Source organism: Bradyrhizobium sp. CCGB01, from assembly GCF_024199795.1.
Lineage (GTDB): Bacteria > Pseudomonadota > Alphaproteobacteria > Rhizobiales > Xanthobacteraceae > Bradyrhizobium.
On sequence record NZ_JANADK010000001.1, the window covers coordinates 5,390,705 to 5,415,905 of the forward strand.

25 protein-coding genes and 3 pseudogenes are annotated in these 25,201 nt (G+C 63.0%); 14 read left to right on the top strand and 14 right to left on the bottom strand.

What is annotated here, in order from left to right; genetic code table 11:
* Positions 1 to 154: 154 nt before the first annotated feature.
* The 8 genes from NLM25_RS24870 (at position 155) to NLM25_RS24905 (ending at position 6,801) form a co-directional block, all read left to right on the top strand.
* Entirely contained in the window at positions 155 to 1,288 is a 1,134-nt protein-coding gene (locus NLM25_RS24870) for an alpha-hydroxy acid oxidase (protein ID WP_254138742.1), read from the top strand.
* 13 nt (positions 1,289 to 1,301) lie between these two features.
* A complete protein-coding gene (locus NLM25_RS24875) occupies positions 1,302 to 1,928 on the top strand; it encodes an HAD family phosphatase (RefSeq protein WP_254138743.1) in 627 nt (208 codons plus the stop codon).
* Positions 1,929 to 2,093: 165 nt separating this feature from the next.
* On the top strand, positions 2,094 to 2,288 hold the full coding sequence (locus tag NLM25_RS24880; RefSeq protein ID WP_254119897.1) for a hypothetical protein: 195 nt from the start codon (positions 2,094 to 2,096) through the stop codon (positions 2,286 to 2,288).
* Positions 2,289 to 2,513: 225 nt separating this feature from the next.
* A complete protein-coding gene (glp, locus tag NLM25_RS24885) occupies positions 2,514 to 3,725 on the top strand; it encodes a gephyrin-like molybdotransferase Glp (RefSeq protein ID WP_254138744.1) in 1,212 nt (403 codons plus the stop codon).
* 176 nt (positions 3,726 to 3,901) lie between these two features.
* Positions 3,902 to 4,603, top strand: a complete 702-nt coding sequence (gene lexA / locus NLM25_RS24890) for a transcriptional repressor LexA (protein ID WP_254138745.1) — start codon at positions 3,902 to 3,904, stop codon at positions 4,601 to 4,603.
* A gap of 210 nt (positions 4,604 to 4,813) precedes the next feature.
* Positions 4,814 to 5,014 (top strand): hypothetical protein, encoded by a 201-nt coding sequence (locus tag NLM25_RS24895; RefSeq protein ID WP_254138746.1) that lies wholly within the window; start codon positions 4,814 to 4,816, stop codon positions 5,012 to 5,014.
* Between the two features lie 191 nt (positions 5,015 to 5,205).
* The gene (locus NLM25_RS24900) at positions 5,206 to 5,637 is read left to right on the top strand and encodes a hypothetical protein (protein WP_254138747.1); all 432 of its coding nucleotides are present in this window, start codon (positions 5,206 to 5,208) and stop codon (positions 5,635 to 5,637) included.
* Positions 5,638 to 5,859: 222 nt separating this feature from the next.
* Entirely contained in the window at positions 5,860 to 6,801 is a 942-nt protein-coding gene (locus NLM25_RS24905; protein WP_254138748.1) for a GAF domain-containing protein, read from the top strand.
* Positions 6,802 to 6,810: 9 nt separating this feature from the next.
* On the opposite strand, the pseudogene NLM25_RS24910 reads toward NLM25_RS24905, so the two are convergent.
* From NLM25_RS24910 to NLM25_RS44475, 3 genes and pseudogenes are all read right to left on the bottom strand, one after another.
* Positions 6,811 to 7,881 (bottom strand): annotated as a pseudogene (locus NLM25_RS24910) (ComEC/Rec2 family competence protein); the annotation flags it as partial.
* A gap of 38 nt (positions 7,882 to 7,919) precedes the next feature.
* Positions 7,920 to 9,053: an integrase gene (locus NLM25_RS24915; protein ID WP_254138749.1), complete on the bottom strand. Its 1,134-nt coding sequence runs from the start codon at positions 9,051 to 9,053 to the stop codon at positions 7,920 to 7,922.
* A gap of 74 nt (positions 9,054 to 9,127) precedes the next feature.
* Positions 9,128 to 9,172: pseudogene (locus tag NLM25_RS44475) on the bottom strand (hypothetical protein); the annotation flags it as partial.
* A 9-nt stretch (positions 9,173 to 9,181) separates the two neighbouring features.
* Here NLM25_RS44475 and NLM25_RS24920 point away from each other — a divergent pair.
* Positions 9,182 to 9,433, top strand: coding sequence for a hypothetical protein (locus tag NLM25_RS24920; RefSeq protein ID WP_254138750.1), 252 nt, complete (start codon positions 9,182 to 9,184; stop codon positions 9,431 to 9,433).
* An 88-nt stretch (positions 9,434 to 9,521) separates the two neighbouring features.
* Here NLM25_RS24920 and NLM25_RS24925 read toward each other — a convergent pair whose 3' ends face one another.
* Genes NLM25_RS24925 through NLM25_RS24940 form a run of 4 tightly spaced genes read right to left on the bottom strand, consistent with a single transcriptional unit; the run spans position 9,522 to position 13,389 of the window.
* Positions 9,522 to 9,737 carry a phage head-tail joining protein gene (locus NLM25_RS24925; RefSeq protein WP_254138751.1) on the bottom strand — a complete coding sequence of 72 codons (216 nt, stop codon included), beginning with the start codon at positions 9,735 to 9,737 and terminating at the stop codon, positions 9,522 to 9,524.
* A gap of 1 nt (position 9,738) precedes the next feature.
* Positions 9,739 to 11,571 carry an HK97 family phage prohead protease gene (locus NLM25_RS24930; RefSeq protein ID WP_254138752.1) on the bottom strand — a complete coding sequence of 611 codons (1,833 nt, stop codon included), beginning with the start codon at positions 11,569 to 11,571 and terminating at the stop codon, positions 9,739 to 9,741.
* Positions 11,498 to 12,916 carry a phage portal protein gene (locus NLM25_RS24935; RefSeq protein WP_309143613.1) on the bottom strand — a complete coding sequence of 473 codons (1,419 nt, stop codon included), beginning with the start codon at positions 12,914 to 12,916 and terminating at the stop codon, positions 11,498 to 11,500. Before NLM25_RS24935 ends, NLM25_RS24930 begins: the two co-directional genes overlap by 74 nt.
* On the bottom strand, positions 12,913 to 13,389 hold the full coding sequence (locus NLM25_RS24940; RefSeq protein ID WP_254138753.1) for a hypothetical protein: 477 nt from the start codon (positions 13,387 to 13,389) through the stop codon (positions 12,913 to 12,915). The genes NLM25_RS24935 and NLM25_RS24940 overlap by 4 nt, the downstream gene beginning before the upstream one ends.
* A gap of 141 nt (positions 13,390 to 13,530) precedes the next feature.
* Here NLM25_RS24940 and NLM25_RS24945 point away from each other — a divergent pair, with 141 nt between their 5' ends.
* The 4 genes from NLM25_RS24945 (at position 13,531) to NLM25_RS24960 (ending at position 16,674) form a co-directional block, all read left to right on the top strand.
* The gene (locus NLM25_RS24945) at positions 13,531 to 13,917 is read left to right on the top strand and encodes a hypothetical protein (RefSeq protein WP_254138754.1); all 387 of its coding nucleotides are present in this window, start codon (positions 13,531 to 13,533) and stop codon (positions 13,915 to 13,917) included.
* Between the two features lie 2 nt (positions 13,918 to 13,919).
* Positions 13,920 to 15,326 (top strand): AAA family ATPase, encoded by a 1,407-nt coding sequence (locus tag NLM25_RS24950; RefSeq protein ID WP_254138755.1) that lies wholly within the window; start codon positions 13,920 to 13,922, stop codon positions 15,324 to 15,326.
* Between the two features lie 228 nt (positions 15,327 to 15,554).
* A complete protein-coding gene (locus tag NLM25_RS24955; protein WP_254138756.1) occupies positions 15,555 to 15,887 on the top strand; it encodes a hypothetical protein in 333 nt (110 codons plus the stop codon).
* 115 nt (positions 15,888 to 16,002) lie between these two features.
* On the top strand, positions 16,003 to 16,674 hold the full coding sequence (locus tag NLM25_RS24960; RefSeq protein ID WP_254138757.1) for a hypothetical protein: 672 nt from the start codon (positions 16,003 to 16,005) through the stop codon (positions 16,672 to 16,674).
* A 293-nt stretch (positions 16,675 to 16,967) separates the two neighbouring features.
* Here NLM25_RS24960 and NLM25_RS24965 read toward each other — a convergent pair whose 3' ends face one another.
* The 7 genes and pseudogenes from NLM25_RS24965 to NLM25_RS24995 form a co-directional block, all read right to left on the bottom strand.
* Complete coding sequence (locus NLM25_RS24965) at positions 16,968 to 18,098, bottom strand: hypothetical protein (protein WP_254138758.1); 1,131 nt, start codon at positions 18,096 to 18,098, stop codon at positions 16,968 to 16,970.
* A 157-nt stretch (positions 18,099 to 18,255) separates the two neighbouring features.
* Complete coding sequence (locus tag NLM25_RS24970; protein WP_254138759.1) at positions 18,256 to 18,762, bottom strand: hypothetical protein; 507 nt, start codon at positions 18,760 to 18,762, stop codon at positions 18,256 to 18,258.
* A gap of 57 nt (positions 18,763 to 18,819) precedes the next feature.
* Positions 18,820 to 19,530 (bottom strand): hypothetical protein, encoded by a 711-nt coding sequence (locus NLM25_RS24975; protein WP_254138760.1) that lies wholly within the window; start codon positions 19,528 to 19,530, stop codon positions 18,820 to 18,822.
* A gap of 280 nt (positions 19,531 to 19,810) precedes the next feature.
* Positions 19,811 to 21,034: pseudogene (locus NLM25_RS24980) on the bottom strand (ComEC/Rec2 family competence protein); the annotation flags it as partial.
* A 94-nt stretch (positions 21,035 to 21,128) separates the two neighbouring features.
* Complete coding sequence (locus tag NLM25_RS24985; RefSeq protein ID WP_026311879.1) at positions 21,129 to 21,362, bottom strand: DUF2171 domain-containing protein; 234 nt, start codon at positions 21,360 to 21,362, stop codon at positions 21,129 to 21,131.
* A gap of 84 nt (positions 21,363 to 21,446) precedes the next feature.
* A complete protein-coding gene (locus tag NLM25_RS24990) occupies positions 21,447 to 21,833 on the bottom strand; it encodes a nuclear transport factor 2 family protein (protein ID WP_254138761.1) in 387 nt (128 codons plus the stop codon).
* 10 nt (positions 21,834 to 21,843) lie between these two features.
* The gene (locus NLM25_RS24995) at positions 21,844 to 23,520 is read right to left on the bottom strand and encodes a glutamine--tRNA ligase/YqeY domain fusion protein (RefSeq protein ID WP_254138762.1); all 1,677 of its coding nucleotides are present in this window, start codon (positions 23,518 to 23,520) and stop codon (positions 21,844 to 21,846) included.
* A gap of 144 nt (positions 23,521 to 23,664) precedes the next feature.
* On the opposite strand from NLM25_RS24995, the gene gltX reads away from it, so the two are divergent.
* Positions 23,665 to 25,092 (top strand): glutamate--tRNA ligase, encoded by a 1,428-nt coding sequence (gltX, locus tag NLM25_RS25000; RefSeq protein ID WP_254119962.1) that lies wholly within the window; start codon positions 23,665 to 23,667, stop codon positions 25,090 to 25,092.
* Positions 25,093 to 25,201: the final 109 nt, after the last annotated feature.

Here is a 25,201-nt window from a genome sequence, read left to right on the forward strand (position 1 = left end):
CCTAAACTTTTGGCAACGTTCCGAAACCGTTTCGCGCAAGGCGGGAATCGGCCGGCCGGCCTACGCCTCGCAGCTATGCGATTTTAGGATGGTTTTGGAGGGCCGGACGCGATAGGCGATGACAACAAGACTTCAAATTCTCGGGAGGACAACAATGAATGACGCGCCCCGCATCCGGCCGGAAAGGAACGTCGAACTCGGCGCCAGCAACGAGCCGTTCCAGAACCTGCACGAATTCATCCGGAAGGCGCGCATCAACCTGAACCAGAACGCCTGGGACTATATCGTCGGCGCCGCCGAGACCGAGACAACGATGCGCCGCAACCGCATGGCGCTGGACGAGATCGCTTTCCGGCCGCGCGTGCTGCGCGACGTCCGCGAGGTCGACGGCTCGGTCGAACTGTTCGGGCGCAGGATGCGGCTACCGGTGGTGCTGGCCCCTGTCGGTGCACTGGAGATCTTCGATCCGGATGGTGCGGCGAGCGTCGCCCGCGCGTGCGGCACTTTCGGTGCGGCGCACATGCTGAGCTCGGTGTCCGAGCCCGGCCTGGAGAAGACCGCCAAGGCCGCCCCTGATGCGCTGCGGCTCTATCAACTTTATGTGCGCGGTGACGACGACTTCGTCGCCGATGTCGTCGCGAGGAGCGAGAAGAACGCCTACGCCGCCTTCTGCCTGACCGTCGACACCGCCCATTACAGCCGTCGCGAACGTGACATTGCCAAGCGCTATGTTCGCGAGAGCCGCCTGCGCGCCACCGGCGGCGACTACCAGAAGGGCCTTGAGTGGCGGACCGTGAAGATGGTCAAGGACACGTTCAAGATCCCGCTCATCCTGAAGGGCATCGCCACCGCCGAGGACGCCCAGATCGCGGTCGATCACGGCGTCGAGTGGATCTACGTCTCCAACCATGGCGGCCGCCAGCTCGATCACGGCCGCGGCGCCATGCATGTGCTGCCCGAGATCGTCGACGCCGTGAAGGGCCGCGCCAAGATCATGGTCGATGGCGGCTTCTGCCGCGGCACCGACATCGTCAAGGCGATCGCGGCGGGCGCGGACATGGTCGGCATCGGCCGGCTGCAATGCTGGGCGCTGGCGGCGGCCGGCGAAGCCGGGGTGACGCGGATGCTGGAGCTCCTGGAGGACGAGGTACTACGCTGCCTCGGCCTTCTGGGCGCGACCTCCTTCGCCGAGGTCAACAAGTCCTGCCTGCACCAGGCGACCGCGACCAATGCGCCGAGCGTCTTCAGCGCGTTCCCGCTGTTCGACCACGACCCGTATCGATACTGAGTGAAAGGATGCAATGAGCTCGCTCTCCCCCGGCAGCGCTGATGCGCTCTTGTTCGATCTCGGGCGCGTGGTGCTCGACATCGATTTCTCCAAGGCGATCGCCTGCTGGGCGGGACATGCCGGCTGCAAGCCCGAAGCCATCGTCGCGCGCTATGTGCGGGACAGCGAAGCCTACCGGCTGCACGAGGTCGGCAAGATCAGCGACGAGGCCTATTTTGACTCGCTGCGCGTCTCGCTCGGGATCGGCATTTCGGACGCACAATTCCTGGAGGGGTGGAACGCGATCTTCGCCGGCGAGATGCCCGACATCGCCGAGTTGCTGCCGCGTGCGGCAAAGCAGATGCCGGTCTACGCCTTCTCCAACACCAACCGGCCGCATGTCGACCATTTCTCGAAGGAATATGCCGGCCTGCTCGGCCATTTCCGCGAGCTGTACCTGTCGTCCAGCATCGGCCTGCGCAAACCGGATGTGGAGGCCTTCGACCATGTCGTGGCCGCGATCGGCGTGCCGGCGAACCGTATCGTGTTCTTCGACGATCTTGCCGAGAACATCGAGGGAGCGCGGTCCAGCGGGCTGACCGCGGTGCACGTGACCACGCCCCGCGACGTCGGGGACGCCCTCAAGGCGCTCGGAATCTGATCCCGGGCCGGCAGGCTACAGGCCGCGAACCGGCCGTATCCGGAGCCTATTTTGCCCGGGGCGAGGAACCGAAGCCCTTTGTACATTTTTATACAGAGTTCCCGGAACGAACGCCTGCCTCAGGACTCATGACTCCGTTGGGAATTCTACATCGGACTTATCGTCGTGTTGGGCAAAACCTACCTCACCAAGCAGGCCTCTCTGCTGATGAAATTCGCCAGGACCACATCGGATTCTGAGCTTTCCGCCAAGCTGATCAGCAAGGCCGCCGACCTGAAATCCCAGGCCGACCCGTTGCCTGACAAGGATCAGGGCTCCGCGGCGCCGGACGTCAGTCCGTACAAGCAGCCGGGGACCTGACCGATGCTGGCCGTGGCTCTCGTCATTCTCGTCCTCGCCATGGCCATCCTCATACCGGTCTGTCTTGCCTTCCGGATCATGCCGCGGCGGACTTGACGTCTGCCCATCAGAGCGGATGACGCAGGATAAATCATCCTGTGCGGCCGTGCTTTGCCTCCGCGCGCGCGCTCGGCTAAGACTCTCGCCGCCGATTTGCCCGAACGGGCCCAGCTGGAGTTTTCACCCGTGGCCCTGATGCCGGTTTCTGACGCGCTTGCCGCGGTGCTGGCGGGTGCAGAGCCGCTGCCTGAAGAGATGATCGCGCTCGACGCAGCCTTCCACCGCGTGCTCGCCCGCGACGTCGCGGCGCGGCGGACCCAGCCACCCCAGGCGATGTCGGCAATGGACGGCTATGCAGTGCGGGCGGCCGATGCGGCGAAGATCGATGCCGCGCTCACCGTGATCGGCGAGGTCGCGGCGGGCCGGCCGTTTGCGGGAACGGTGGGCGCCGGCGAAGCGGTGCGGATCTTCACCGGCGGCGTCGTTCCCGATGGCGCGGACGCGGTCGTGATTCAGGAGGACACGGTTGCGGATGGCAAGCGCATCACGATCACGGAAGCGGCCGTTACCGGACGGCACATCCGCCCCGCCGGCGTCGACTTTTCGGAAGGCGACGTGCTGCTGCGCGAGGGCACCCGGCTGACCGAGCGCGATCTGGCACTCGCTGCCGGGATGAATCATCCTCGACTGCCCGTCCGCCGCCGCCCGAAGGTTGCGATCCTCGCCACCGGCGACGAACTCGTGATGCCGGGCACGACGCCCGGCCACGGCCAGATCGTCTATTCCAACGGCTATGCCCTGCACGCGCTCGCCCGCAGCGAGGGCGCCGACACCATCGACCTCGGTATCGCCGCCGACACGCTGGTGGCCACCACGGCCGGCATCCGCCGCGCCCGCGAGAGCGGCGCCGACATCCTGATCACGACCGGCGGCGCCTCGGTCGGCGACCACGATCTGGTCCAGCAGGCGCTGCGGGACGAAGGCATCTCGATGGCGTTCTGGAAGATCGCGATGCGGCCGGGCAAACCGATGATGAACGGGCGGCTCGGCGCGATGCGTGTGATCGGCCTGCCCGGCAATCCCGTGTCATCCTACGTTTGCGGATTCCTGTTCATGGTGCCGCTGATTCGCGCGCTCGCGGGCCGTTCGGCGATTCATCATCGCCGCGAACGCGCGGTGCTCGGCCGCGACGTCGGCGCCAACGACCAGCGCGAGGATTATCTGCGCGCGCGCCTGGAGCTGCGCGACGACGGCACGCTCACCGCCGTTCCCGTCAACCATCAGGATTCCTCGCTGCTTGCGAATCTCGCTGCGGCACAGGCACTTCTCGTGCGCCCGCCGTTCGCGCCGAAGGCCGAAGCCGGCACGCCTTGCGAGGTGCTGCGGCTGCCCGTCTGACCGCTTCGTTCGCGAGCGTTCCGCGAAGTTTGTGGCGTTCACGGTAAATTAAGCAGTTGCGGAACATGTATCGAACATATAGTGTCCGTTCATGATTTGTTTCGAGCATGCAGCGGCTTATCGCTGAATTCAGCGTCTCGGAATCGAACGACATCAACCGGGGGATTTTGGTCGAGATGTTAACGCGCAAACAATACGAGCTCCTGCGGTTCATCAGCGAGCGACTGAAGGAAAGCGGCGTGCCGCCCTCCTTCGACGAGATGAAGGACGCGCTCGACCTGCGCTCGAAGTCGGGTATCCACCGCCTGATCACCGCGCTCGAGGAGCGCGGCTTCATCCGGCGCCTGCCCAACCGCGCCCGCGCCATCGAGGTGATCAAGCTGCCCGAGCTTCAGGCCGCCGCCGGCAGCCGCCGCGGCTTCACGCCGAGCGTCATCGAAGGCAATCTCGGCAAGCTGCGCACGACTTCCAGCCCGCCGGCGGACGACGGCGAGCGCCCCGTTGCAGTGCCCGTGATGGGCCGCATCGCGGCCGGCACGCCGATCGAGGCCCTGCAGACCCGCAGCCACACCATCAGCGTACCGCCCGACATGCTCGGCTCGGGCGAGCATTACGCGCTCGAAGTGCGCGGCGATTCGATGGTCGAGGCCGGCATTCTCGACGGCGACATGGCGCTGATCCAGCGCAACGAGAGCGCCGATACCGGCGACATCGTGGTGGCGCTGATCGACGACGAGGAAGCGACCCTGAAGCGCTTCCGCCGCCGCGGCGCCTCCATCGCGCTCGAGCCCGCCAATGCAGCCTATGAGGTCCGCATCCTGCCGCCCAACCGGGTGAAGATCCAAGGCAAGCTGATCGGGCTGTACCGGAAGTACTGAGACCGGACGTCCTGCTATCGGTGATTTGGCGCCTCTCGCGCTTTTCGATCGGCATCGCCGATCCGGCATTGGAGCGGACGATTGTCCGCTTCCGCTGGATAGTCTTTCTGGTTTCGCGCAGATTATCCGGCCCCTCCTCCGGCGCTACATCCTCGGCACGCCGCACGAAGCAGCATTGCTTCGCGCGCCCTCTGGGTTCGAGGAGAAGTCATGCGCAAGATCATTCTGGGCACAGTCGCCGCGGCGCTGATCGCAGCATCAGCGTCGCAGGCCTTCGCCGCGCAATCGCAACACCATGTCCGCAAGGACGCCGCTGTGGGTAAGCAAGTCCGGAATGCCCGCAACGCCGTCGCGCAACCGTCGCGGCCGGACTGGCCGTATTCCGGCTGGTCGGCGCCGGCAGGGCGCTGACACGCGCATCCGGAATGCGCGGGAGCAGGCTTTGTTCCTCATGGAGCCGGAAAAGATAATGTGATCGCGGCCTGCGGCGGCGAGCCGCAGATTTGCCTACAACCGGGCAGACGCTAACATGCTTCCACTCTGATAGAGGCCTGCGCCTCGAGAAGAGACGTGGGTCGCTATCCCTGCAAGAGGAGCACCCGATGTGTGACTACAGCCTGCATGCCGTCGCGTCGCGTCCTGCTGAAGTCGGCGAGACGGTCGTCACGACAACCTTCCGCGGCACCTCGACGCGCGGTTTTGCCTCCGCGGCCGATCCGACCGTCGCGGTCTGCCTGCTGCCGGGAACGGAGCTCGCCTTCGCCGACAACGTCCGCTACGACAATCGCTGGATCTGGACGCGGACCGTCAACTCGCGCGTCGGCAAGTTCGGTAAGATCGATCCGCACATTCCCGATCGCCATCATGATGCGATCGAATTCCCCGACGGCAAATACGTGTTGGTGACGCAGCTCGTCGAAGGCCAACGCGCGACAGTGCTGCAACTGCCGGTGACCCAGCCGGTCGGCGAGCGTGAGCACAAGCCGCAGATCGCCGAAAGCCGGCCGACCATCACCCGCCTGCCGATCGGCTGACACAGCCATCCCGGCCGGCGGGTCGGGCCAGGATTGAAATTGCCATCGCCGGCCGAGGCCGGCGAGATGGTATCGCTTGCATCCCGCGAAGCTCCATTGGACGGACCAAGCCGCTCCGCCTCCCACCGCACGAAGTTTGCGCTGTCCTGCCTGAATTTTGAACGTCCGTTCCGCAGCCAAATGGCCGATGCTTGGTGCGGCTTGAGACGGCGGACACGTTCGATGAAGACCTTCATTCGCGTCGTTGAACTCTGGGTACCCGACCGCACGCGCATGCGGCTGGAATTCGGCGGCGGCCTCTACGGCGAAGGCCTGTCCGCGTTCAAGGCCGTGAGCGAAGGTCTGCACTTCGGATATGACGAGGGGCTTCCGGGCAAGGCCTGGGCCAGCGGCCACCCCGTGATCCTCACCAAATTCGCCAACTCCTATTTCAAGCGGACCGATCAGGCCATCGCGGCCGGGCTCACCTGCGGCGTGGCGGTCCCGGTGTTTTCCGGCGAATTCCTGCAAGCCGTCATGGTGCTGTTCTGCGGCGACGACGAGGTCCATGTCGGCGCGATCGAGCTCTGGCACAACGATGCCGAAATCTCCCACGAGATGGGACTCGTCGACGGCTATTACGGCACCGCCGACATGTTCGAATTCAACTCCCGCCACACCAGATTTCCGCGTGGCTTCGGCCTGCCCGGCCGCACCTGGAAGGCCGGCCTGCCGCTGATCATCAAGGACCTGCACGACGCCAGGAGTTTTCTGCGCTGGGAGGACGCCGCCAAGGTCGGGATCAATCTCGGCGTCGGCATTCCCTACCGGACCGGCACCGATCAGACCTGGGTCCTGACGTTCCTCTCCGCGCAGGCAACCCCGATTGCGCGACGCTTCGAGATCTGGGTCCCGGACGAGGCCCGTTCGGCGCTGGTCTTCCGCGCCGGCGACTGCAGCGCGCAGACTGACCTTGCCGCCCTCTATGCGACGAAATCCATCGCCAGAGGCGAAGGCAGCATCGGCGGGGCCTGGACCACCGGCATGCCCGCGCTCAACGACGATCTTGCGCATGATGTCTCGGTCGCGGCCTTGCAGGCCCGCGCCTCTGGGCTGAGCCGGATGGTCGTCCTGCCGGTTATCGGCAACGCCAGGCTCGACGCCGTGCTGGCCTGGTATCTGTAACGCGTCCGCTCAATCCTCGGCCTGCAAGTCGGCCTCCGATGGCGTCGCGTCCCGGCCGCGGGGCGCGGCCGTCTTCGGCGCAAGGCTTCCGTCGAAATCGCCCTCGCCGGCGGCAGCCGGCGACCACGGACGGTCCGTCCCCCTCGCCTTAGCCGCCTGGACCGCAAAGCCGTCGCCGCTTCGGGTCAGCGCCAGCGCGCCCTGCCTTGCGAGACGCTGACGGTCGACGACCATCGCCGCGCAATCCGGCGGCGCGGGCCGCGCCGTCACCACCAGCGCGGCGCGGCTGCAATCATCGGCCAGCGCGTCGATGCGCGAGGACAGCGCGACGAGGCGCCCGTCGGCGAGCGGCGTCACGCAGCCGGCCTCGTCGCACGACACGCCGGCGGCCAGCGAGGCACTGCCGGCGTCGCGCGGATCGGCGTCGGCGGCGAGCCACTCCTTCAGGAGAAAACTGTCCTTGCTCGACCTGATCAGATGCAGATGTCCGTCCCTGCCCCGCACCGCGACACTCTGGCCGTCACCGGCGATCAGGATATCGGGCTGCCGCGCGGACAGTCCCCAGAGGATCGCGGCGATCAGTGCCACCGCGCCGGCCCAGCGCAACGGCGTGCGCAACAGGCCCATCACGATGATCCCCAAACTTGCAGCGATCAGCGGTGCGATGCCGAACGCCGAAATGCGGCCGACCGCGCCCGGCAATGCGGCCACCCAGCGCGACACCGCAACCATCCAGTCGATGCCGATCCCCATCAGCCACCAGAACGGACCATCAAGTCCGAACGGCGCCGCAATCAATCCCAACAGGCCCGCGGGCATCACCAGGGCCGAGACCACCGGCATCGCCCCGAGATTGGCGAGCACGCCAAACGGCGTCACGCGGTGGAAATGGAAGGCGGCATAGGGCGTGGTCGCAAGCCCCGCGATCAGCGAGGCCAGGAACAGCATCGCGATCTCGCGGCCACCCCACATTGCAATGCGCGCCGTCGCGGAATGATCGGGCGATGCAAACAGGTTCGGCATGCCGATCTGCACTAGCGCGACGAGCCCCAGCGTCGCCGCAAAAGACATCTGGAAGGTTTGACGCCAATTTCCGATTTGTGAATTACACCAAAGGTTTAGCTGACATCCCGAAGCGCAGTCCGGGACTTTTTCCGGGACTTCGCAACGCGTTCGACGGCGGCGGCGATATCCTCGTCGAGCACGTGGGCGTAGCGCAGCGTGCTCTTGATGTCGCGGTGGTTCAACGCCTTCTGAACGAGCTTCAGGTTGCCGGTCTCGCGCAGCACCTTGGTGCCGAAGTCGTGGCGGAAGTCATGGAACCGAAAATCCTGCACCCCGGCCCGCGCTCGCATCGCCTGCCATGCCGCCTTCGTGCCGTTGTAGGTCAGCGCATAGCGCTGCCCCCTCACCCGTCCGAGCCGCTTGTTGCCGTACTTTGCCACGTAGGTGAACACGAACTCCGGATGCTGACCCTGCAACGGGAAAAGAGTATCCCGGATGGTGTCGGTGATCGGGAACACCACGCGCCTGCCGCCCTTGCCGATCCGCACGATCTGCTTGGTGCCGAAGTTCACTTCAGACCAGCGCAGCGTCACGCATTCCTTGAGGCGCAGGCCGCTCGCCCGGACAAAGTCGAAGAATGGGCTATAGTCGATGCGCATGGCGTCATCGAACGCCGCCGCTTCATCGTCCTGCAGCTCCCGCACCCGTTCCTCCGGCTCTGGCAGGAACAGCTCTCCCCACTTCGGCTCATTGTCGAACTGTGCGCCCTCGTCCTTGGCGAACGAGAACAGCCGCCGCAGCACGGCGATGGTCGAGCGATTGACCGTCGCGTTAGAGATCAGCGGCAAGGCGTCCTTTTCCTCCTTGGTCAACTTGCCGCGCCGCATCACGCGATGACCGCGCCGCCACGCCACCAGTTGCTTGGCCTTGGTGTGGTCGATATCAGTGAGCGGCATGCTCTTGCCGAAATAGTTCACCAGCCGATCAAGGTTGGTGTCTGTTGCGTCTGGGTCAGCGTCGTATTGACCATGTTCGTTGAACAGGCGGGCGGCTACGTCATCGATCAGAAGCGATGAGCGTGACCGCTTCATCGCCTTGACGAGTGATTTCGCTTTCTCGTGCTCTATCGCTTCGAATTTCTTCGCTTCTTTGCGAGACGTGCATTTCGTTGAGCCGAAAAACCGACGACCGCCGAGTTCGAAATCGAACTGGTAGAACGGTGACCTTTTGGACTTGTAGACAGACATGTCTCTCGCCTCCGACGCCGCGCTTCAAACTCGTCAAGGTCTGCTTCTGTGTACCGTCGCCGAGGCCGTTTCGGGCCGCGTCCGACATTGATATAGGAAAGCTCGCCATCCTGCACCAATGCCGCAAGATGGTCTTCAGTGATGCCAAGCTGCGCGGCTGCCTGCTTACCAGTCAGCAGTTGGGATTTTACGGCCAGGACCGTGTTGGCGTGAGCAACGTGTTTGTTTCGCTTCGCTGGGAGCGTCTCAATTTCCCATGGTTCGTGATCATAAATGTTCGCGGACGCGATAACCTTCCGCAGAGCGGCAGCGAAGTCGGCGCGCGTGTCGATGGTTATCATTCGTCAGCCCTGAAGATGCTGCGGCCTCGCCGACCTTGACCCCCCAAAGGAAACAACGACACAGCGGGGAGGTTGGCTTTCCGTTATTGGGCTGGCCGCTTCGCCCGCATTTGCCCTGTGCCGAAACTCAATAACCTTTCGTCGAGCGCACGACGGCGACCGTCGCCGTCGCCGTACCGGTGATCTGCGCGATCTCGCCCTGAAGCGAGGCGATAGCCGCGCGCATCTCCTCGCCGCTGGTGTAGGTGATCGAACGGCCGTCGTACTCCAGCGAGCGCGTACCGGAACGGTACGCGCTCTTCAGCGTGTCGAGTTGCGCCTGCAATGCCGTGAGGTCGGCCATGTTACTGGCCCGCGTTCGTGACAAGGCCGCGCCACTCGACGGCACCACAGCCGTAGTCGAGACGCACCTTGGTCTGCACGCCGTCAACCTCGAAGCCCGCGCGGCTCTCGGTCTGCGGACCCGGCGCACCCGCCAGATACGCGAATTCGATGCAGGGCAACAGGGCCGGATCAGCGGCAAGATACCAGCGATGAGTATCGGCCAAGCGCGGCTCGACGATCAAATCGAGGAACGCAAACGGGTTGACGTTGACCGTCTGCGTTGCCTGCACCGACGTAATCAGCTTCTCGGCGCTGGTCTCCAACGCGCTCGGCACGATCAGGTAGCGCGGCACAACGCTGATGCCGCCACCGCCGGGACCCGTCTGATTGCGCATCAACAGGCGTGCTTCCGACAAGGTCGTCTCGCTCGGCGCGCCGCCGGTGCCGACGTTGCCATGGCTCGCGTGGAACAGCGTCAGGCTGTCCGACATGGTCGGGCCGAGACCCGAGTTCTGGACGATTAGGTCAACGAGCTTCTGCCGCTCGAATTCAGCAGCAGCGAGGCCGAGACGCTGGGTGATATCGCCAAGACCGCCGAGATCGTCGTTGACCAGCGCTTTGCGCGTGATCGCAAAAATCTTGCCGTAGGTCGCGACGCTATAGCTCTCGGCGCTGTCGATGAAAGCGCCAAAGGGGTACTCGGCGCTCTCATTGATCAGGTCGAGCGTGAAGCCGGAATGATCGATCAGAATGCGGCTCTTGGCGCGGAAGTCGTTGGCTTCAGTCTGACGGGCGACGCGGCGGATGCCGCTCGGCGCGATCTGGTAGGCTTCGCGCAGCGACTTGTTCATCAGGTTGGCAAGCAGCGCCGGGTAATCCGACGTTGTCTGCAACGCGCGGGTGATCACCGTCGGCGGAGCCATGCCGAGCGACGAAATGCCAGCGCGATGCAGACATTCGCGGGCAATATCGGCGCAGCTCATGCCGACATACTGGCGCGCCTGCGGCATCGGCGTGAAGTTCGGCGCGATGCGCGTGTACATGGCATCGGCGGCGGCGCGCTGAAAAACGTCAGGATTATCGAGCGTCATAACGTTGTGCATATCGGCGGTTCCTGCGCTGCGAACCGTCACGGAACGGTCGAGCATGTCATTGAGAAAAGCACGGCGAGCATCGTCGATGCTTGCGCCGCATTCGATCAGGGTATTAACGCGGTCCGACGTAACACCGGCACGGCGGCCGAGTTCACGGATGGCGCGGTCGTCATTGGCCGCGCGGGTGCGCGCCGTGGGATCGGCAGGCACGGCGACAAAGCTCGCCTCGCGCACCGACCAGCGCACCGCCGTCATGGTGCGCACGCCATTGGCATTCTTGTCCGCCTTCCACTCGCCGACTTCATAACCGACTGACAAATTGCGGATGATGCCATTGCGGATGTCCGTCACGACCGGCGCGATCTCGGGGCGCGACGAGAAGCGGATACGAGCAATGACTTCGTTGCCTTCAACGCGCACGTCGTCAATCACGCCAATCACGTTGTCGATGCCGCTCTGCTGATGGCTGTCGAGAACCGACGCACCACGGGTGACGGCGAGGTCGAGCCCCGAAGGATCGAGGACTTCGAGGAAGTCGCCACGCACATCACGACGCCGAACCGGCGTGGCCGATGCGATGACGGCTTCGACGGTCATCGCCTCGCCGTCGAACGTGCGCGGACGCGGGATCGCGTCGCGGCGGGTCAGGTCAACTGCGCTCTCACGCAGCAAGAGGGCAGTAGAATTACGCATTCTCATTCTCCATTTCGTTTTGGCTGGCGATGCCGCCAGCGCTTGCCGACATGTCGTCGGCGGCAAAGGGATCGTTCTCGATTTCGGCATCAACGTCGGCGGGATCGCGCCCGCCTTCGCTGATGATTTCTTGACGCGAGCGCAGCTTGGCGGCGACCGCGAGCGTGTCGGCTTTCGCTTTCTTCAATTCGTCGATGGCGGGCCAGCCCGGAAACAGGAAGGACGCGCCGTAGCGCTCGGGATGGCTCTCATAGTCGGGCGCGCGCATGCGTCCGCTCAGGACTTCGAGCAGCACTAACCGATCCCAGATCGGGTTCAGCAACTGCGCGACGATATGGTTCTGCTGAAGGGCCTTGATGCGACGCTGAAACGTCGCCAAGCCGAGCTTGCCTGCGGAAAAGTTGATCGCGCCGAAGTCGCCCGTTGCCATGAATGCGGGCACGCCAGCGCCCGCGCAGACCAAGCGCTCGATATGCGACAAGACTTCCGCGACCGTGTTCATCTCAGAGGTCGGCGGGAAGCTGACATCAGCGCCGGGCGGCAGGCGCAGGGTTGCGCCGGGTTCGAGGTACAGCGATGCCGGATCGGTGGTCGGGTCGAAAGGAAAATTGCCCTCAGGGTCGCGAACGACCATGCCGACAAGGCAAGTGGTGCGCAGCTTCACGACAGCCGCGTCGATGCAGTTATCGAGTTCAAGCGCTAGCGGCGCAACGGCCGTCAGCGGCGACATGCCACGCGGCGCGCCCGGAAAGCGCGGTTCGAACACGTGGCAGATGTCGAGAGCAGAGATGCGGGCGGGAGGCTCGACGCTGGCCCACGGCGCGTCCGGCGGCGTGGGGAGAACCCAGAAGGCAACGCGGCGGCCGGTGCCGTCGAATTCAACACCGGCCACGATCATGGGCATATCGCCAGTCAGTCCGAGCGACGGAATGGTTTTGGAATGATCGACTTGATCCGCCGTCAACAGACGCAGCTTCAGCCGCATGGTGGCCGGATCGGCGACAAGCTGAGTGAAGCTCTCGCCATCGACATAGAAGCCGCGAGCGACACGGGACAGATATCCGCCGAGCGACATGCCGCCTTCGACGCTGCAATCCTGGAAGAACTCATTCCAGACACGCTGCAAGCGCGCGTTGGTCTCAGGATCGGGATGCATCGCGCGCACGGTGGGACCGTCACCGACAATCGCGTTCACGCCGTGCAAGATGATGCTGCTGACGAGCGCGTTGTTCTCGGCCTGATGGGCGATCTTGCGCGACGCCAGCCGACCGGCGGCGAGCTGCTGGGTGATCGGCGAAGGCAGCATATACTGCGTCGGCCAGCGGCCGGAGCCACCGGTCACGTCATAGCCGGAGAATGCGCGGGTGAAGGCGCGGAATGCGTTGCGGGTGCGGGCGATGATGCCGGTCATTTGCCCTCACTTGAGGCAGGAATTTTGAGAGCTTTGCGGACGTGGTCGATGATCACGGTTACGTCGAACACGAACATCGAGCCGTCGGTCTTCGCCATCAACGCGGCGAAGTCTTCGGCGGCGAACATGTAGCAAAACGCCCGATCCTTTTTGTTGCTGCTACCAATGTGGAAACCGAAGAGCGTCGAGAACGGCTCGCGCTGGCTCAGAAGGATGGTGATCTGCGCGCGCATCTCGGCGTCCGCGACCGCGATTGCATCGGCAGTGTTGATGCGTGCATCGGTGAGGACCTTCACGGCGCGCGCGACACAGGCGTCCGTGAATGAGAGCGACTTCTCTTCTTTGGTGCCGGTCACGGTGTCGGCGAACAGGTGATTGCGATTGCGCCATGCGTCGAGGGTCACGCGCTTACAACCGGCCGCCGCAGCGACTGCCGAAATTGAGAACTGCTTGGCTTCGACATCAATGCTCATACAATTGTATTAGCCGACGCGGCGTGATAATGCAATCGTATTATCAACGAAAATTCCCGCACTTCGGTTGACGGACCGGAGGCGGGAAAGAAGGAAAAGCTTATGGAAACAATGCCTTCCAACTCCACCGTGGAGTTGTCTATGGACGGACCGACCCGCGTCGGCCCGTTTCTGATTTGCGCGAACGGCTTCTGGGTGTCGCGCGGCAAGCGTAGCCCGGTCTCGCGCGATCAGGTCGAGGCCGCAAAGACGGTGCTCGCCCAGTTTCGGCGCACCCGCATGGTTCAGCCGGACGACCGCGTGGCCGCTGGCCCGCTCAAGCACGACGTTGAAAATCTTGCGCGCCGCTACATCTCGCGCGGCGCGCTCATCATCGCCGCCCTCGAAATGGGTATCGCCGTGGTGCCTGTGTACGACGAAGATTGGCTCTGGCTGAGCGAAGACGGCCGGGGCGCGGAGCCGCTGATCAGCACCGCTTACGTCGGCGTCAACTATCGCGATGTCGAACGCGCTGTGAAGGCGGTGTAACGATGAACATGATCAAACCGCCGACCGATGATGAACTGAAAGCGGCCGCGACCCGCCGTCACGATCTGTTCCAGGCCAGCAAGGTTCCGGGTCAGTGGGCGACGGCGCTGTCGCAGGTCATCGAGGAGATGGTCAAGGAATTCAAATCCGACCACTTGATCAAGACCTACGGCGCAGCACATGGCGTTTGTACCAATAGCCCCGATTTTCAGAACCTGATTGACCTTGCGCGCAAGAAGCTGAAGATCAGCGACCCGGCGCATGGCATGGGTTTTCTCGGCGTTCACATGCGCGCGACGCCATATCGCTGGACTGCGCCGGAGAGCATTCCTCCGCGCGATTGGCTCTATGGTCGCCATCTGATCCGGAAATATGTCAGCGCCATGATCGCACCCGGCGCGGTCGGCAAGACGGCGATGGTCACCACCGAAATCTTGGCGATGGTGTCCGGCAAGGCGCTGCTTGGCGTTGAAAGCGAACAGTTGCGGGTCTGGTACTTCAACCTCGAAGACCCTGCTGAAGAGACCATGCGGCGCATTCAGGCTGCAGCGTTGCACTTCGGCCTGAAGCCGGACGACATCGGCGACCGGCTCTTTGTGACCCACGGCCGCGAGCATCCGCTGGTGGTCGCCGACATGGAGAACGGTGACGCGGTGATCCGCTGGCCCGTGGTGCACGCCTTGGTCGATGAGATCAAGGACAAGGGCATCGATGTCGTGATCATCGATCCGTTCGTGAGCTGCCACAAGGTGCCGGAGAACAACAACGGCAGCATCGACATGGTCGTCAAGGAATGGGGCAAGGTGGCCGATCAGGCCGACTGTGCGGTCTTGCTCGTGCACCACGTCCGCAAAGGCGACCAAGAGGTGACCACGCAGAGCGCGCGTGGCGGTGGCGCGTTCGGTGACGCCTGCCGCTCGGTGCGCGTGCTCAACCGTATGACCGAGCAGGAAGCCAAGAATTCCGGCGTTGATAATCGTCGGCTCTACTTCTCGGTCTTGGACGACAAGCCGAACCTCGCGCCGCCCGCCGAAAAGCGTGACTGGTTCAAGCTGGCCTCCGTCGATCTTGGCAACACTCCGTTTGGCGGCGTCGGTGGCGACAGTGTCGGCGTTGCGACACGGTGGGAATGGCCCGACCCGCTCGACGGCATCACTGGCGGCGACTTTGAGCGAGCCGCAGCAGCCATCAAGCTGGGCCAGTGGCGCGCCAATAGCCAGGCCAAGGACTGGGTTGGCTTGCCGGTCGCGAAAGCGCTGGGTTTCAGCCTCGCCGTGAAGCAGGAGCGGGCCAAGGTCGCCGGTCTGATCAAGATTTGGCTCGCGAACGGCGCGCTGGTGAAGGTCGAGCGGCAGGACGAGCGCCGCAAGATGAAGGTGTTCGTCGAGGTCGCGAGTGAGGACGACTAGTTCCGGCTGCTCCACCTTGCTCCACTTCGGTGGCGCAAAGTGGAGCAAGGTGGCGCTCCTGATCTGCTCCACCTCCACCCCCTTATTAGGGGTGGAAGGTGGAGCGGAGCAGATGGAGGGGGCCAAACGAGGTGGAGCAGATGGGGGCTGTCGAAATGAAAAATCAATTCTTGGGCGGCGCGAGCACCGTCCTCACGTCGTAACAAAGGACCAAATCGAATGTATGTGATGCCCACGAACCTGTTCGAGCAATATTTCCTGCACTTCGCTGGCAAGCTCGCTGATGCGCCCGGCGCGGGCCACCTTGCGCAACTGGCCCAGACCGCCAAGGCCATTCCTGTGCCGGTTCTGGCGAGCCTGACGGCCAAGATGGCGCGGCTCAATCCGCGCGCGGTCAACTGGACCTTGGCGACGCTCGCCGAAGAGATCGCGGACGGCTGCGCCCACTACGGCGACGCGACTGGCTTTGCGCGTGCGCTGGACCGTGATCTGGAGTGGCCGGAGTTGATGGAGCTGGCGCTGGGCGAGGTGGGGCGCCGCGAGCGCGGCAGCTGGAATTAGCCCGGAGGACATCAAGGAAGCTTCCTGCGAACAAACGGAGTTCTGGCATTTTCGCAATGTGACCTCGCTCCCAAAAGATGCATAGTCTCCGTGCAACCATAGGAGATTTTTACCCGTGAACGCACCTGCCGCAGACGAACCAGAGCAATGGTCATCAAAAGACTTGGTCGTCGCCATCCCGCTGGTGGGAACGGCAATCGCGATCAGCTATGATGTCGGATATTTTTACGGCGTCGACATAGCTTTCTTTACGCTATTCTCTATCGCAGAACACATTGTCTTTGCGTTGCAAGCTGCACCTGTCGCGCTAGGGTTGGCTGTGCTGCTGATGTTGACCGTTCGCAGCAAGCTCGATGTAGTGGCAGGTCAAAAGATTGCGGCATTAGGACGAAAGAGCAACATCTGGGTAAACCTAACAGTTTTGGCTATTTCCGGGATCACCGTCGGGCTCGGAATTTACTACCGATTGGCTGGTATGGCGGCTGGAATGTTGATCGGTGCGTTCCTTACTTTGACTAGGTTCATACCTTTCGAACAGCGGACGGTTTATTCCGTCTCTGCAATACTCGTGATCGTATCGGCCTTTGCTATGGGGCACGATAACGCCCGAGCCCATCTGTTGTCTGGAGAGATCACGCACACTATTCAAACCGAGAAAGAACTAGCCGCAATGTCGGTCAAGATCATCCGGTCCGGGGAAAGGGGCGTATTGTTCTATGAGCCGAAGACCAAGCAGCTGGGCCTTGTAAGATGGGACGCGGTCAAGAGGTTGACCGGCAGCTGGTAGCGAAATGTGCAAACAGAACCGCAGCGCGGGTCGTATGACCTAAGCGCATTTCGGTTGCGGTGCAGTGTTCGGGTTGACCAGAGATGGAATTTCCCATGGATGTTGATATTAAATTACCACAAATCGCCAGAACTTGAAATTAAGTTGTTGTGGGCCATCGGTACTCTAAGCGCTAGGGAGAGCGGGCGCGCAAGCGCAACCGCATTGCCCCCTTGGGACACAGGACCCACGCCATTCCCCGCTCAAAGCATAAACTGCAATGCGGTTGGATGGGACGGGCGTGCCTGCTTTCCCTAAATGCCCAGTATCCTTCTAATCATGGCCTGCATGCCCTCTGCAATGAGATTGCCAGCGGCACCCTCGATGATGGTCAGGATGGACCGCAGTGCCCCCTGCATCTTTGATGGCTCAGGCGAACCGGTCCTGATCTCATCCTCCAAGAGCTTAAGGGGCGCGGTGATCTCGGTGCGCTGCGGCTCGGGTAGCGAGTTCACGTGCGGCTTGATCTGCTCGACGAGGTTGGCAACCGCCACTGGCTGAAGCTGGTTGACCACATTGATGCTGTTATCCGTACCGACGGTGACGCGCGAATTGTCACCGTGGAAGTGGTTCGTTATTCGTTGGATGACCTGCTGCGGCGGAGCGGTGGCTTCCCGGCTCCGATGCACCTTGGACTGAAAGCTGGATGGGATGCGGCGAATGCCTGTCATGAAATTCGGGTCGTCCACCACATAGTCCTCGACCAGCCCGGATGGTAGGGACCGGAGAAAGTGGTCACCTGGCTCAAGTGGCAGATCAGCGTCGAACGTGATGATCATGCCGGCAGATACCTGCGCCTGGATGTTCTCTCGTACGACCGTGCCGTCGGCCTTTACCAACGTCACCTTGTCCCTCATCAAATCTCGGAAGACCATGCCGTCTCCTCCCTTGGCGACCTCAAGGTCGCAATAAATATGCCGCAATGTCGCCGTGCGCGCCTCGATGTCAAAGGGCTGCGCGCCTGCCCAACTTCCGAGGTCCTGCTGGGGCGGGAACTCGATGCCGTTTCCCCTCAGAATGCGGTCCTTTTCGACTGCTGCCTTCCGGATTTTCCCTATGAAGACGAGAATGAGTGTCTGGGCCTCGTTCAGCGCATTCAACCGGATTTCGAGGGGGCACTTCTGCAGCTCGGTCTCAAGCTCGTCGAACAGCTGCCCAACCTTCTGCCGCGCGTATCGCTGGATCGTGGACCAAAACACGTCGCGAGCGGTGCCGGAGAACTTGATCCCACCATATCTGATCATCCTGCCGTCAAAACTGTCGATCTCGATGGTGCGATCACTTCCGATGTGATGCCACTTGAAGAACCACTCGTTTTGCATGCGCAGATGCTCGGCATCCAGCGCCATCTGCAGCCGCGCTCCGATTGGGGTCAATGTGCTCATGCTACGCTGCGCCGAAGGTCATCGGCGTTACGTCATTCTTTGTGCTTTTCATGACAGTCGTTCATGAGTGGGGATGTGTGTCGCGGCAGTAACCCGAATAACGCGGCCCCATGACAAGCTTTGACTAACCATGCTCGCTAGGCATCGCCCGCGAAATTCAGCGTGAATTTGGCGGATGCCGTTCATGATTGAACTTCTGGATTTGCGTTGCGTGTTCCATGAATTCGGAGGCGCAACGGTCAATATCTTCTGAGCTATAGCGGTAGTCGCCATCTCTCTTGGTGAGATGGAAAAAGCCGTGTGCGGGAGGGACCAGCCAAAACTCAAACTGGCCGGTGACAACCTCAGCACCGGCAACCATCCCATGGGCAATTCGGTGCCTCAAATTGGATAGCCGCACAGCATCTGAAACGAGATCCTTGAAGCGAGCCTCTTCTGCTTGGTCGGGCTTCCTCCTGAAGTATCTTTCGGCGGATTGGTTAAGGATGTTCATGCGGTCTTTGAATATCCTGCCTTCATGGCCGTAGCGCTCAAGCAAGTCGTGGTCCACCGGCCTTCCTTCAAATATGGAGTATGTGAAGGACAGGTGCGCCTCTAGGGTTTCCCACTTGCTCAATGCCTGCCCGACGGCTGCATAAATGGTTTCTGGAGTGGTGTCTGTCATGGCGAAAAAAATCCAGTCCAGCGAAAAGACCCCGCGTTTCAAGCAACGCAAAAAAGCCTATTGAGCATGAATTCCAGCCACGTCGTTGTATGTGTTTTGGATCGTCTCCCGGTAGGCGTGAAATAGCTTTTGGCAGTGGTCGGCAAACAACGCGACCATGTACGTGTCATTGGGGTCGTTCCTGAATTCGGCTAGCCAGTTCTGCGCCCACACATATGGCTCGGTGAAGAGCCTGTTTACATCGCTGAGAGAGGCGTCTGCAAAAGCGTCCGGGTCGGCCAGCATGCCGCGTGCATTGAGCCTCCGTGCGACCAACCGCGCATATGCCATCAATACGGGCGGTAGCTTTGTCTCGGGTGCAGCGACCGACGAGAAGGCAACGAAGCAGATGGCCTCGCGCATAAGTAGCGCCTTCTCGTAGAAGCGGTTGAGCGCAGCAGAAGGTATGCGCAGTTTCTCGGGCGTGATGTTGCCCAACTGGTCGGCTTCAGGCAGGGCCATATGTATGCGCGCGGCGTAGGTCTCCTCCCAAGACTTGCCCTGATCGCCGACCGGGGCTATCGGCTCTTTGGGGCCGGACAGGATGTATCGCAGCGCATACCCGGCGAGCCAGATAACAAACGCGATGACTAGGATAAGGCCGGTAACCATTGGCCCGTCTTTGCGGGCATAGCCTTCGGACATGTAAAGCAGGCCAGCGATTGAAGCGGTCAGGCCCGCAATGATGCAGCCGATCCAATACAGGACCGTACCTAGCCGCCTAACCATTGCCGTGCTCCCCGCCCCTATCCCCAAGGTCGATACTGCACTTCCCTCATCCGGCGGGACAATGGGTATGTTCGTCCGCCGTGATAGGAATGCGCTGGAACACTCCGCGAACAGCAAAAATCACTCCGGGAGATTTTCCGGGACTTTTCGACGCCAATCTGGGACTTTTGCCGAGTTTTGATCGTTTTTCGTTCACCCCAGCGGGACACCGCCGCTGATCCAAGCGATTGAAGTTTAATATCTTTCTTGCTGCCAGCCTGAACTAACCCCGAGATGGCCTAGACATCTGGAAGCTCGGATGGACCAGCGCTTCCGGCGCGACCGCGAGCACGATCAGCGCGGCCACCGCCAGCGTGCGGAACGTGATGGCGCGGCGATCGACCATCACCGCGATCAGCACCACCGCAGTCATGAAGAACGATCGTTGCGTCGCGACCTCGGCGCCCGACAGCAGCAGGTAGAACGCAGCCGCGACCAGCGCGGCGGCCGCCGACCATTTCTTGATCGCGAAGCCGACCGCCAGTCCCGGGATCAACGCAAGCAGCGCGCGCACCGCAAAGAAGACCACGCCGGCGACGACGGCCATGTGGTAGCCGGAAATCGAGAGTACATGACCGAGGCCCGAAATAAACATGGCGTCGTTGACGGGCGTGGTGATCGCGTCACGCCGGCCGGTGAGCAGCGCGGTCGCGATCGCACGGTTATCCCCTTCGAGCGTGGCGCGGATGCGCGCGTCGATCCCATCGCGCAGGCCCTGCATGAAGGCGGCATAGCGCACTCGCAGGCCGCCGGTCTCGGGCGGGGCCGCCACCGTAATCGCGCCCATTGCAAAACCGGAGGCGCCGATGCCCTGGAAGAACATATCGCGCGAAAAGTCGTAGCTGCCGGGACGCACCGGCGACAGCGGCGGCAACAGCCGCGCCTTCAACTGCACGAAGCTGCCGACCTCGGGCGCTGTCCCCTTGCGCACCGAGAGGCGCACGCGCTCGAGCCTGACGTCGTTGCGCTGCGCCTCCATCGCGGTCACGCGCAACACGAAACGGTCGGTGCGCTCACGGATGTCGCGGGTCTCGACGAAGCCCGACAGCGACACCGAATAGAGCGGTTTTGCCAGCACGGTGTGGGCGATCCGCGCGGTCTTCCAGGTTGCCACGGCAAAGCCGGCCGCGACCGCCGCGATCATGATCGCGGGTGCAAACAGCCGGCTTCGCCGCAGCAGCACGGCGCCAAGCATGAGCGCGATGGCCGTCGCGGCAACGACCCACAGCACCGGCTCGTGATCGGCGGCAAAGTAAAGCGCGATGCCGCCGCCAAACGCGACCGGCACCCACGGCAACAGCCGCCCGGCGCCGGCCTCCGCGCGCACCCAGGCGCGCAGCGTCTCAGCCAGCGATGACCAGAGGTCGAATCCTGCAGGCGCAAGGCCGCCCGCGGACGCGGCGCGGCCCACGGGCCAAGTGCCCGCTATCCCCTGGGACCGTATCGGTCGGCCCGGCTCCGCCATTCCCTGCACCTGATGATACGCAACGGATGCCGAAGCTACCGGAACGTGCAGGCGGGCGAATAGCGGTACGGATCAGGAACGGGGAGCGCGGCCCCTACTTTTCCTCTTCCATCGTCACGGCGACATCCGCCTTGGCCGAGAGCCGGACCTTGTTGCCCTCGACACCGGCGACAAGGCCCTTGTCGATGAAGTGATGGTGGCCCTTGTGGCTGCCCTCACCGCTGTCCTTCTTGGTCAGCTTGATGCGGTTGCCCTCGACACGATCGACCGTGCCGACGTGGACGCCGTCGGCGCCGATAACTTCCATGTGCTCTGCGATGTTCTGCATGGTGGGTTCCTTGTTGGACCCACTCCAACGCGCGGGGCGCGCGTTCGTTCTCTCACGGGAATGACGAAGCCGTGTGCCGCCGCGTCAGATCAACGGCGCCTTCGCCGAGGCATGGTGATTGACGATCTTCCAATCGCCATCCTCGCGGATGATGACCCAGCTCATCTTGACGACGAGATCGGGGCGTTCGCCGGCGAGGTCGAACGAGATGGTTGCGCCCATGTTGATCAGGTCGGGGCTTGCCTGCGCCGCATTCACCTCGGAAAACACCGCGCTCGGCTTGCGCCAGCGCGGCAGGCCATTGAAGTAGTCGGCAACACCGTGCCTGCCCCGATAGAGCTTTGGGTTGGAGCCGAAGAAGAACGCGTTCTTCGCATACAGCGACGACAGCGCGGCCGCGTCGAGCGTCGCGAAGCCGGCGCACCATTTCGCGATGATGGCGGAAACGATGGCGTCGGCTTCGTTGCTCATGCCTCAATCCTCAGCCTTTGGCGACTTCCTTCGCGAACGTATCGCGCAGGCCGATGGTCCGGGAGAATACCGGCTTGCCGGGCGTCGAGTCCTTGTCGCGGACGAAATAGCCCTGGCGCTCGAACTGCATCGGCTCGGTCGAATTGCTCTCGGCCACCGATGCCTCGATCCGCGCATCGGACAGGATCTCCAGCGACTGCGGATTGAGATCGGCCGCGAAGTTCGAGGCGTCCGGGCTCGGGTTGGCGAAGAGCTGGTTGTAGATGCGGATTTCCGCAGGCTTCGACGTCTCCGCCGGCAGCCAGTGCATGGTCGCCTTGACCTTGCGGCCATCGGGCGCGTTGCCGCCCTTGGTCGCGGGATCATAGGTGCAGCGCAGCTCGATCACCTCGCCCGCGTCGTTCTTGATGACGCCGGTGCACTTGACGAAATAGGCGTAGCGCAGCCGCACCTCGTTGCCCGGCGACAGGCGGAAGAACTTCTTGGGCGGGTTCTCCATGAAGTCGTCCTGCTCGATATAGAGCTCGCGGCCGAACGCGATCTTGCGCGTGCCGGCCGAGGGATCGTCGGGATGGTTGATCGCCTCGAGCTCCTCGACCTGCCCTTCCGGATAGTTCTCGATCACGACCTTCAGCGGCCGCAGCACGCCCATGCGCCGCTGCGACGTGCGGTTCAGCTCCTCGCGGATGCAGAATTCCAGCATGCCGACATCGACCACGCTGTTGGCCTTGGCAACGCCGATGCGCTTGACGAATTCGCGGAGCGCTGCCGGCGGCACGCCGCGGCGGCGCATCCCCGCTATGGTCGGCATGCGCGGATCATCCCAGCCCGCGACGTGGCCATCGCGGACGAGCTGGGTCAGCACGCGCTTCGACAGCACCGTGTAGGTCAGGTTCAGCCGCGCCATTTCGTACTGGTGAGGCTTCGACGGTACCGGCAATCTCTCGATAAACCAATCGTAGAGCGGCCGATGATCCTCGAACTCCAGCGTGCAGATCGAGTGCGTGATGCCCTCGATCGCATCCGACTGGCCGTGCGCATAATCGTAGCTCGGATAGATGCTCCACTTGGTGCCGGTGCGCGGATGGTGCGCGTGCAGGATGCGGTACAGTACGGGGTCGCGCAGGTTGATGTTGCCCGAGGACATGTCGATCTTGGCCCGCAGCACACGCGCGCCGTTCGGGAATTCGCCGGCCTTCATGCGGCGGAACAGGTCGAGATTCTCATCCACGCTGCGGTCGCGGAACGGCGAGTTCTTGCCGGGCTCGGTCAGCGTGCCGCGCGAAGTGCGGATCTCCTCCTGGGTCTGGTCGTCGACATAGGCGAGCCCGTCGCGGATCAGTTGCTCCGCCCATTCGTACAGGCGGTCGAAATAGTCCGAGGCGAAGAACAGGTTCTTGCCCCAATCGAAGCCGAGCCAGCGCACGTCGGCCTGGATGGAATCGATGTATTCCTGCTCTTCCTTGACCGGATTGGTGTCGTCGAAGCGCAGATGGCAGCGGCCCGGAAACTCCTGGGCGATGCCGAAATTGAGCGCGATCGACTTGGCGTGGCCGATATGCAGATAGCCGTTCGGCTCCGGCGGGAACCGGGTCACGATCTCCTTGTACCTGGCCTGATCGAGGTCGGCCTGGATGATGTCACGAATGAAATCGCGCCCAACCTCAGTCGCCACCGGTTCTGTCATTACGAAAATCCTGTAGGGAAATCAGCGGCCCTTCTGCCAAATTCGGGACGCCGAGCCAAGGCCTTAGCGGGTCCGCTACCGGGCTTTAGTTATGCAGCGGTCCTGCTATATACCACCGCCTCCAATGCATAGGCCCTGCCAAGAATGACCGATTCCGTCGTCACCCGCTTTGCCCCCTCGCCGACCGGCTTCCTCCATATCGGAGGCGCCCGCACCGCGCTGTTCAACTGGCTCTATGCAAAGAAGCACGGCGGCAAGATGCTGCTCCGGATCGAGGACACCGACCGGGAGCGCTCCACCGAGGCCGCGATCGGCGCCATCCTCGACGGCCTCAAATGGCTGGAGCTCGGCTGGGATGGCGACGTCATCTACCAGTTCAGCCGCGCCGCTCGCCATCGCGAGGTCGCCGAGCAATTGCTCGCCGACGGCAAGGCCTATCGCTGCTACGCCACGGCGGATGAGCTCGCCGCCATGCGCGAGAAGGCGCGCGCCGAGGGCCGCACCCGCCTCTATGACGGCCTGTGGCGCGACCGCGATCCGGCAACGGCCCCGGCCGATGTGAAGCCCACCATCCGCCTGCGCGCGCCGCAGACTGGCGAGACCGTGATCGAGGACCAGGTCCAGGGCCGCGTGGTCTGGCAGAACGAGAACCTCGACGACCTCGTCCTGCTGCGCGGCGATGGCAATCCCACCTACATGCTCGCGGTGGTCGTGGACGACCACGACATGGGCGTCACCCACGTCATCCGCGGCGACGACCATCTGATCAACGCCGCCCGCCAGAAGCAGATCTACGATGCCATGGGCTGGGCGCTGCCGAGCATGTCCCACATCCCCCTGATCCACGGCCCGGACGGCTCAAAACTCTCCAAGCGGCATGGCGCGCTCGGCGTCGATGCCTACCGCGCCATGGGATACCTCCCGGCCGCGCTCCGCAATTACCTCGTCCGGCTCGGCTGGAGCCATGGCGACCAGGAGATCTTCTCGACCGAGGAGATGATCGCCGCGTTCGACCTCGCCAGCGTCGGCCGCGCCGCCGCCCGCTTCGATTTCGCCAAGCTGGAAAACCTCAACGGCCACTACATCCGCAATGCGGACGATCAATCACTCGTGAAGCTGTTCGAGGACGTGCTCGACCACGTCGTGCCCAGCCGCGACGAGCTTAAGGCCAAGTTAAACGACACCACGCGTGCGCAGCTTCTCAAGGCCATGCCGGCCCTGAAGGAGCGCGCCAAGACGCTGATCGAGCTGATCGACGGGGCCTATTTCATCTTCGCCGACCGGCCGCTGGAGCTCGATCCCAAGGCGCAGGCGCTGCTGACGCCGGAGAACCGCAAGCTGATCGGCCAGCTTCATTCCGCGCTGGAGAAAGTCGAGACGTGGAGCGGTGCCGCCACGGAAGCCGCGCTGCGCGCCTTTGCCGAGGAAAATAGTCTCAAGCTCGGTGCGGTCGCCCAGCCGCTGCGCGCAGCCCTCACCGGACGGACCACATCGCCTGGTATATTTGAGGTTTTGGACGTGCTGGGACGCCAGGAGAGCCTGGCCCGGCTCAAGGACCAGTCTACGACGTAAGTAGGCCATGCGTGCGGTGATCTTGCAGCGCACACAGCAATAATATACCCATCTGCCCCGTACCTTCTGGAACATCCGGCATGCCCCATTATCTCATCGGGGCCTTCCG

Bases quoted from the DNA above. Each gene is read 5' to 3' on its own strand.
- NLM25_RS24870 (WP_254138742.1), top strand. From the start codon at position 155: ATGAATGACGCGCCCCGCATCCGGCCGGAAAGGAACGTCGAACTCGGC.
- NLM25_RS24875 (WP_254138743.1), top strand. From the start codon at position 1,302: ATGAGCTCGCTCTCCCCCGGCAGCGCTGATGCGCTCTTGTTCGATCTC.
- lexA (WP_254138745.1), top strand. From the start codon at position 3,902: ATGTTAACGCGCAAACAATACGAGCTCCTGCGGTTCATCAGCGAGCGA.
- NLM25_RS24895 (WP_254138746.1), top strand. From the start codon at position 4,814: ATGCGCAAGATCATTCTGGGCACAGTCGCCGCGGCGCTGATCGCAGCA.
- NLM25_RS24900 (WP_254138747.1), top strand. From the start codon at position 5,206: ATGTGTGACTACAGCCTGCATGCCGTCGCGTCGCGTCCTGCTGAAGTC.
- NLM25_RS24905 (WP_254138748.1), top strand. From the start codon at position 5,860: ATGAAGACCTTCATTCGCGTCGTTGAACTCTGGGTACCCGACCGCACG.
- NLM25_RS24915 (WP_254138749.1), bottom strand. From the start codon at position 9,053: ATGTCTGTCTACAAGTCCAAAAGGTCACCGTTCTACCAGTTCGATTTC.
- NLM25_RS24920 (WP_254138750.1), top strand. From the start codon at position 9,182: ATGGTCTTCAGTGATGCCAAGCTGCGCGGCTGCCTGCTTACCAGTCAG.
- NLM25_RS24925 (WP_254138751.1), bottom strand. From the start codon at position 9,737: ATGGCCGACCTCACGGCATTGCAGGCGCAACTCGACACGCTGAAGAGC.
- NLM25_RS24935 (WP_309143613.1), bottom strand. From the start codon at position 12,916: ATGACCGGCATCATCGCCCGCACCCGCAACGCATTCCGCGCCTTCACC.
- NLM25_RS24940 (WP_254138753.1), bottom strand. From the start codon at position 13,389: ATGAGCATTGATGTCGAAGCCAAGCAGTTCTCAATTTCGGCAGTCGCT.
- NLM25_RS24945 (WP_254138754.1), top strand. From the start codon at position 13,531: ATGGACGGACCGACCCGCGTCGGCCCGTTTCTGATTTGCGCGAACGGC.
- NLM25_RS24950 (WP_254138755.1), top strand. From the start codon at position 13,920: ATGAACATGATCAAACCGCCGACCGATGATGAACTGAAAGCGGCCGCG.
- NLM25_RS24955 (WP_254138756.1), top strand. From the start codon at position 15,555: ATGCCCACGAACCTGTTCGAGCAATATTTCCTGCACTTCGCTGGCAAG.
- NLM25_RS24965 (WP_254138758.1), bottom strand. From the start codon at position 18,098: ATGAGCACATTGACCCCAATCGGAGCGCGGCTGCAGATGGCGCTGGAT.
- NLM25_RS24970 (WP_254138759.1), bottom strand. From the start codon at position 18,762: ATGACAGACACCACTCCAGAAACCATTTATGCAGCCGTCGGGCAGGCA.
- NLM25_RS24975 (WP_254138760.1), bottom strand. From the start codon at position 19,530: ATGGTTAGGCGGCTAGGTACGGTCCTGTATTGGATCGGCTGCATCATT.
- NLM25_RS24985 (WP_026311879.1), bottom strand. From the start codon at position 21,362: ATGCAGAACATCGCAGAGCACATGGAAGTTATCGGCGCCGACGGCGTC.
- NLM25_RS24990 (WP_254138761.1), bottom strand. From the start codon at position 21,833: ATGAGCAACGAAGCCGACGCCATCGTTTCCGCCATCATCGCGAAATGG.
- NLM25_RS24995 (WP_254138762.1), bottom strand. From the start codon at position 23,520: ATGACAGAACCGGTGGCGACTGAGGTTGGGCGCGATTTCATTCGTGAC.
- gltX (WP_254119962.1), top strand. From the start codon at position 23,665: ATGACCGATTCCGTCGTCACCCGCTTTGCCCCCTCGCCGACCGGCTTC.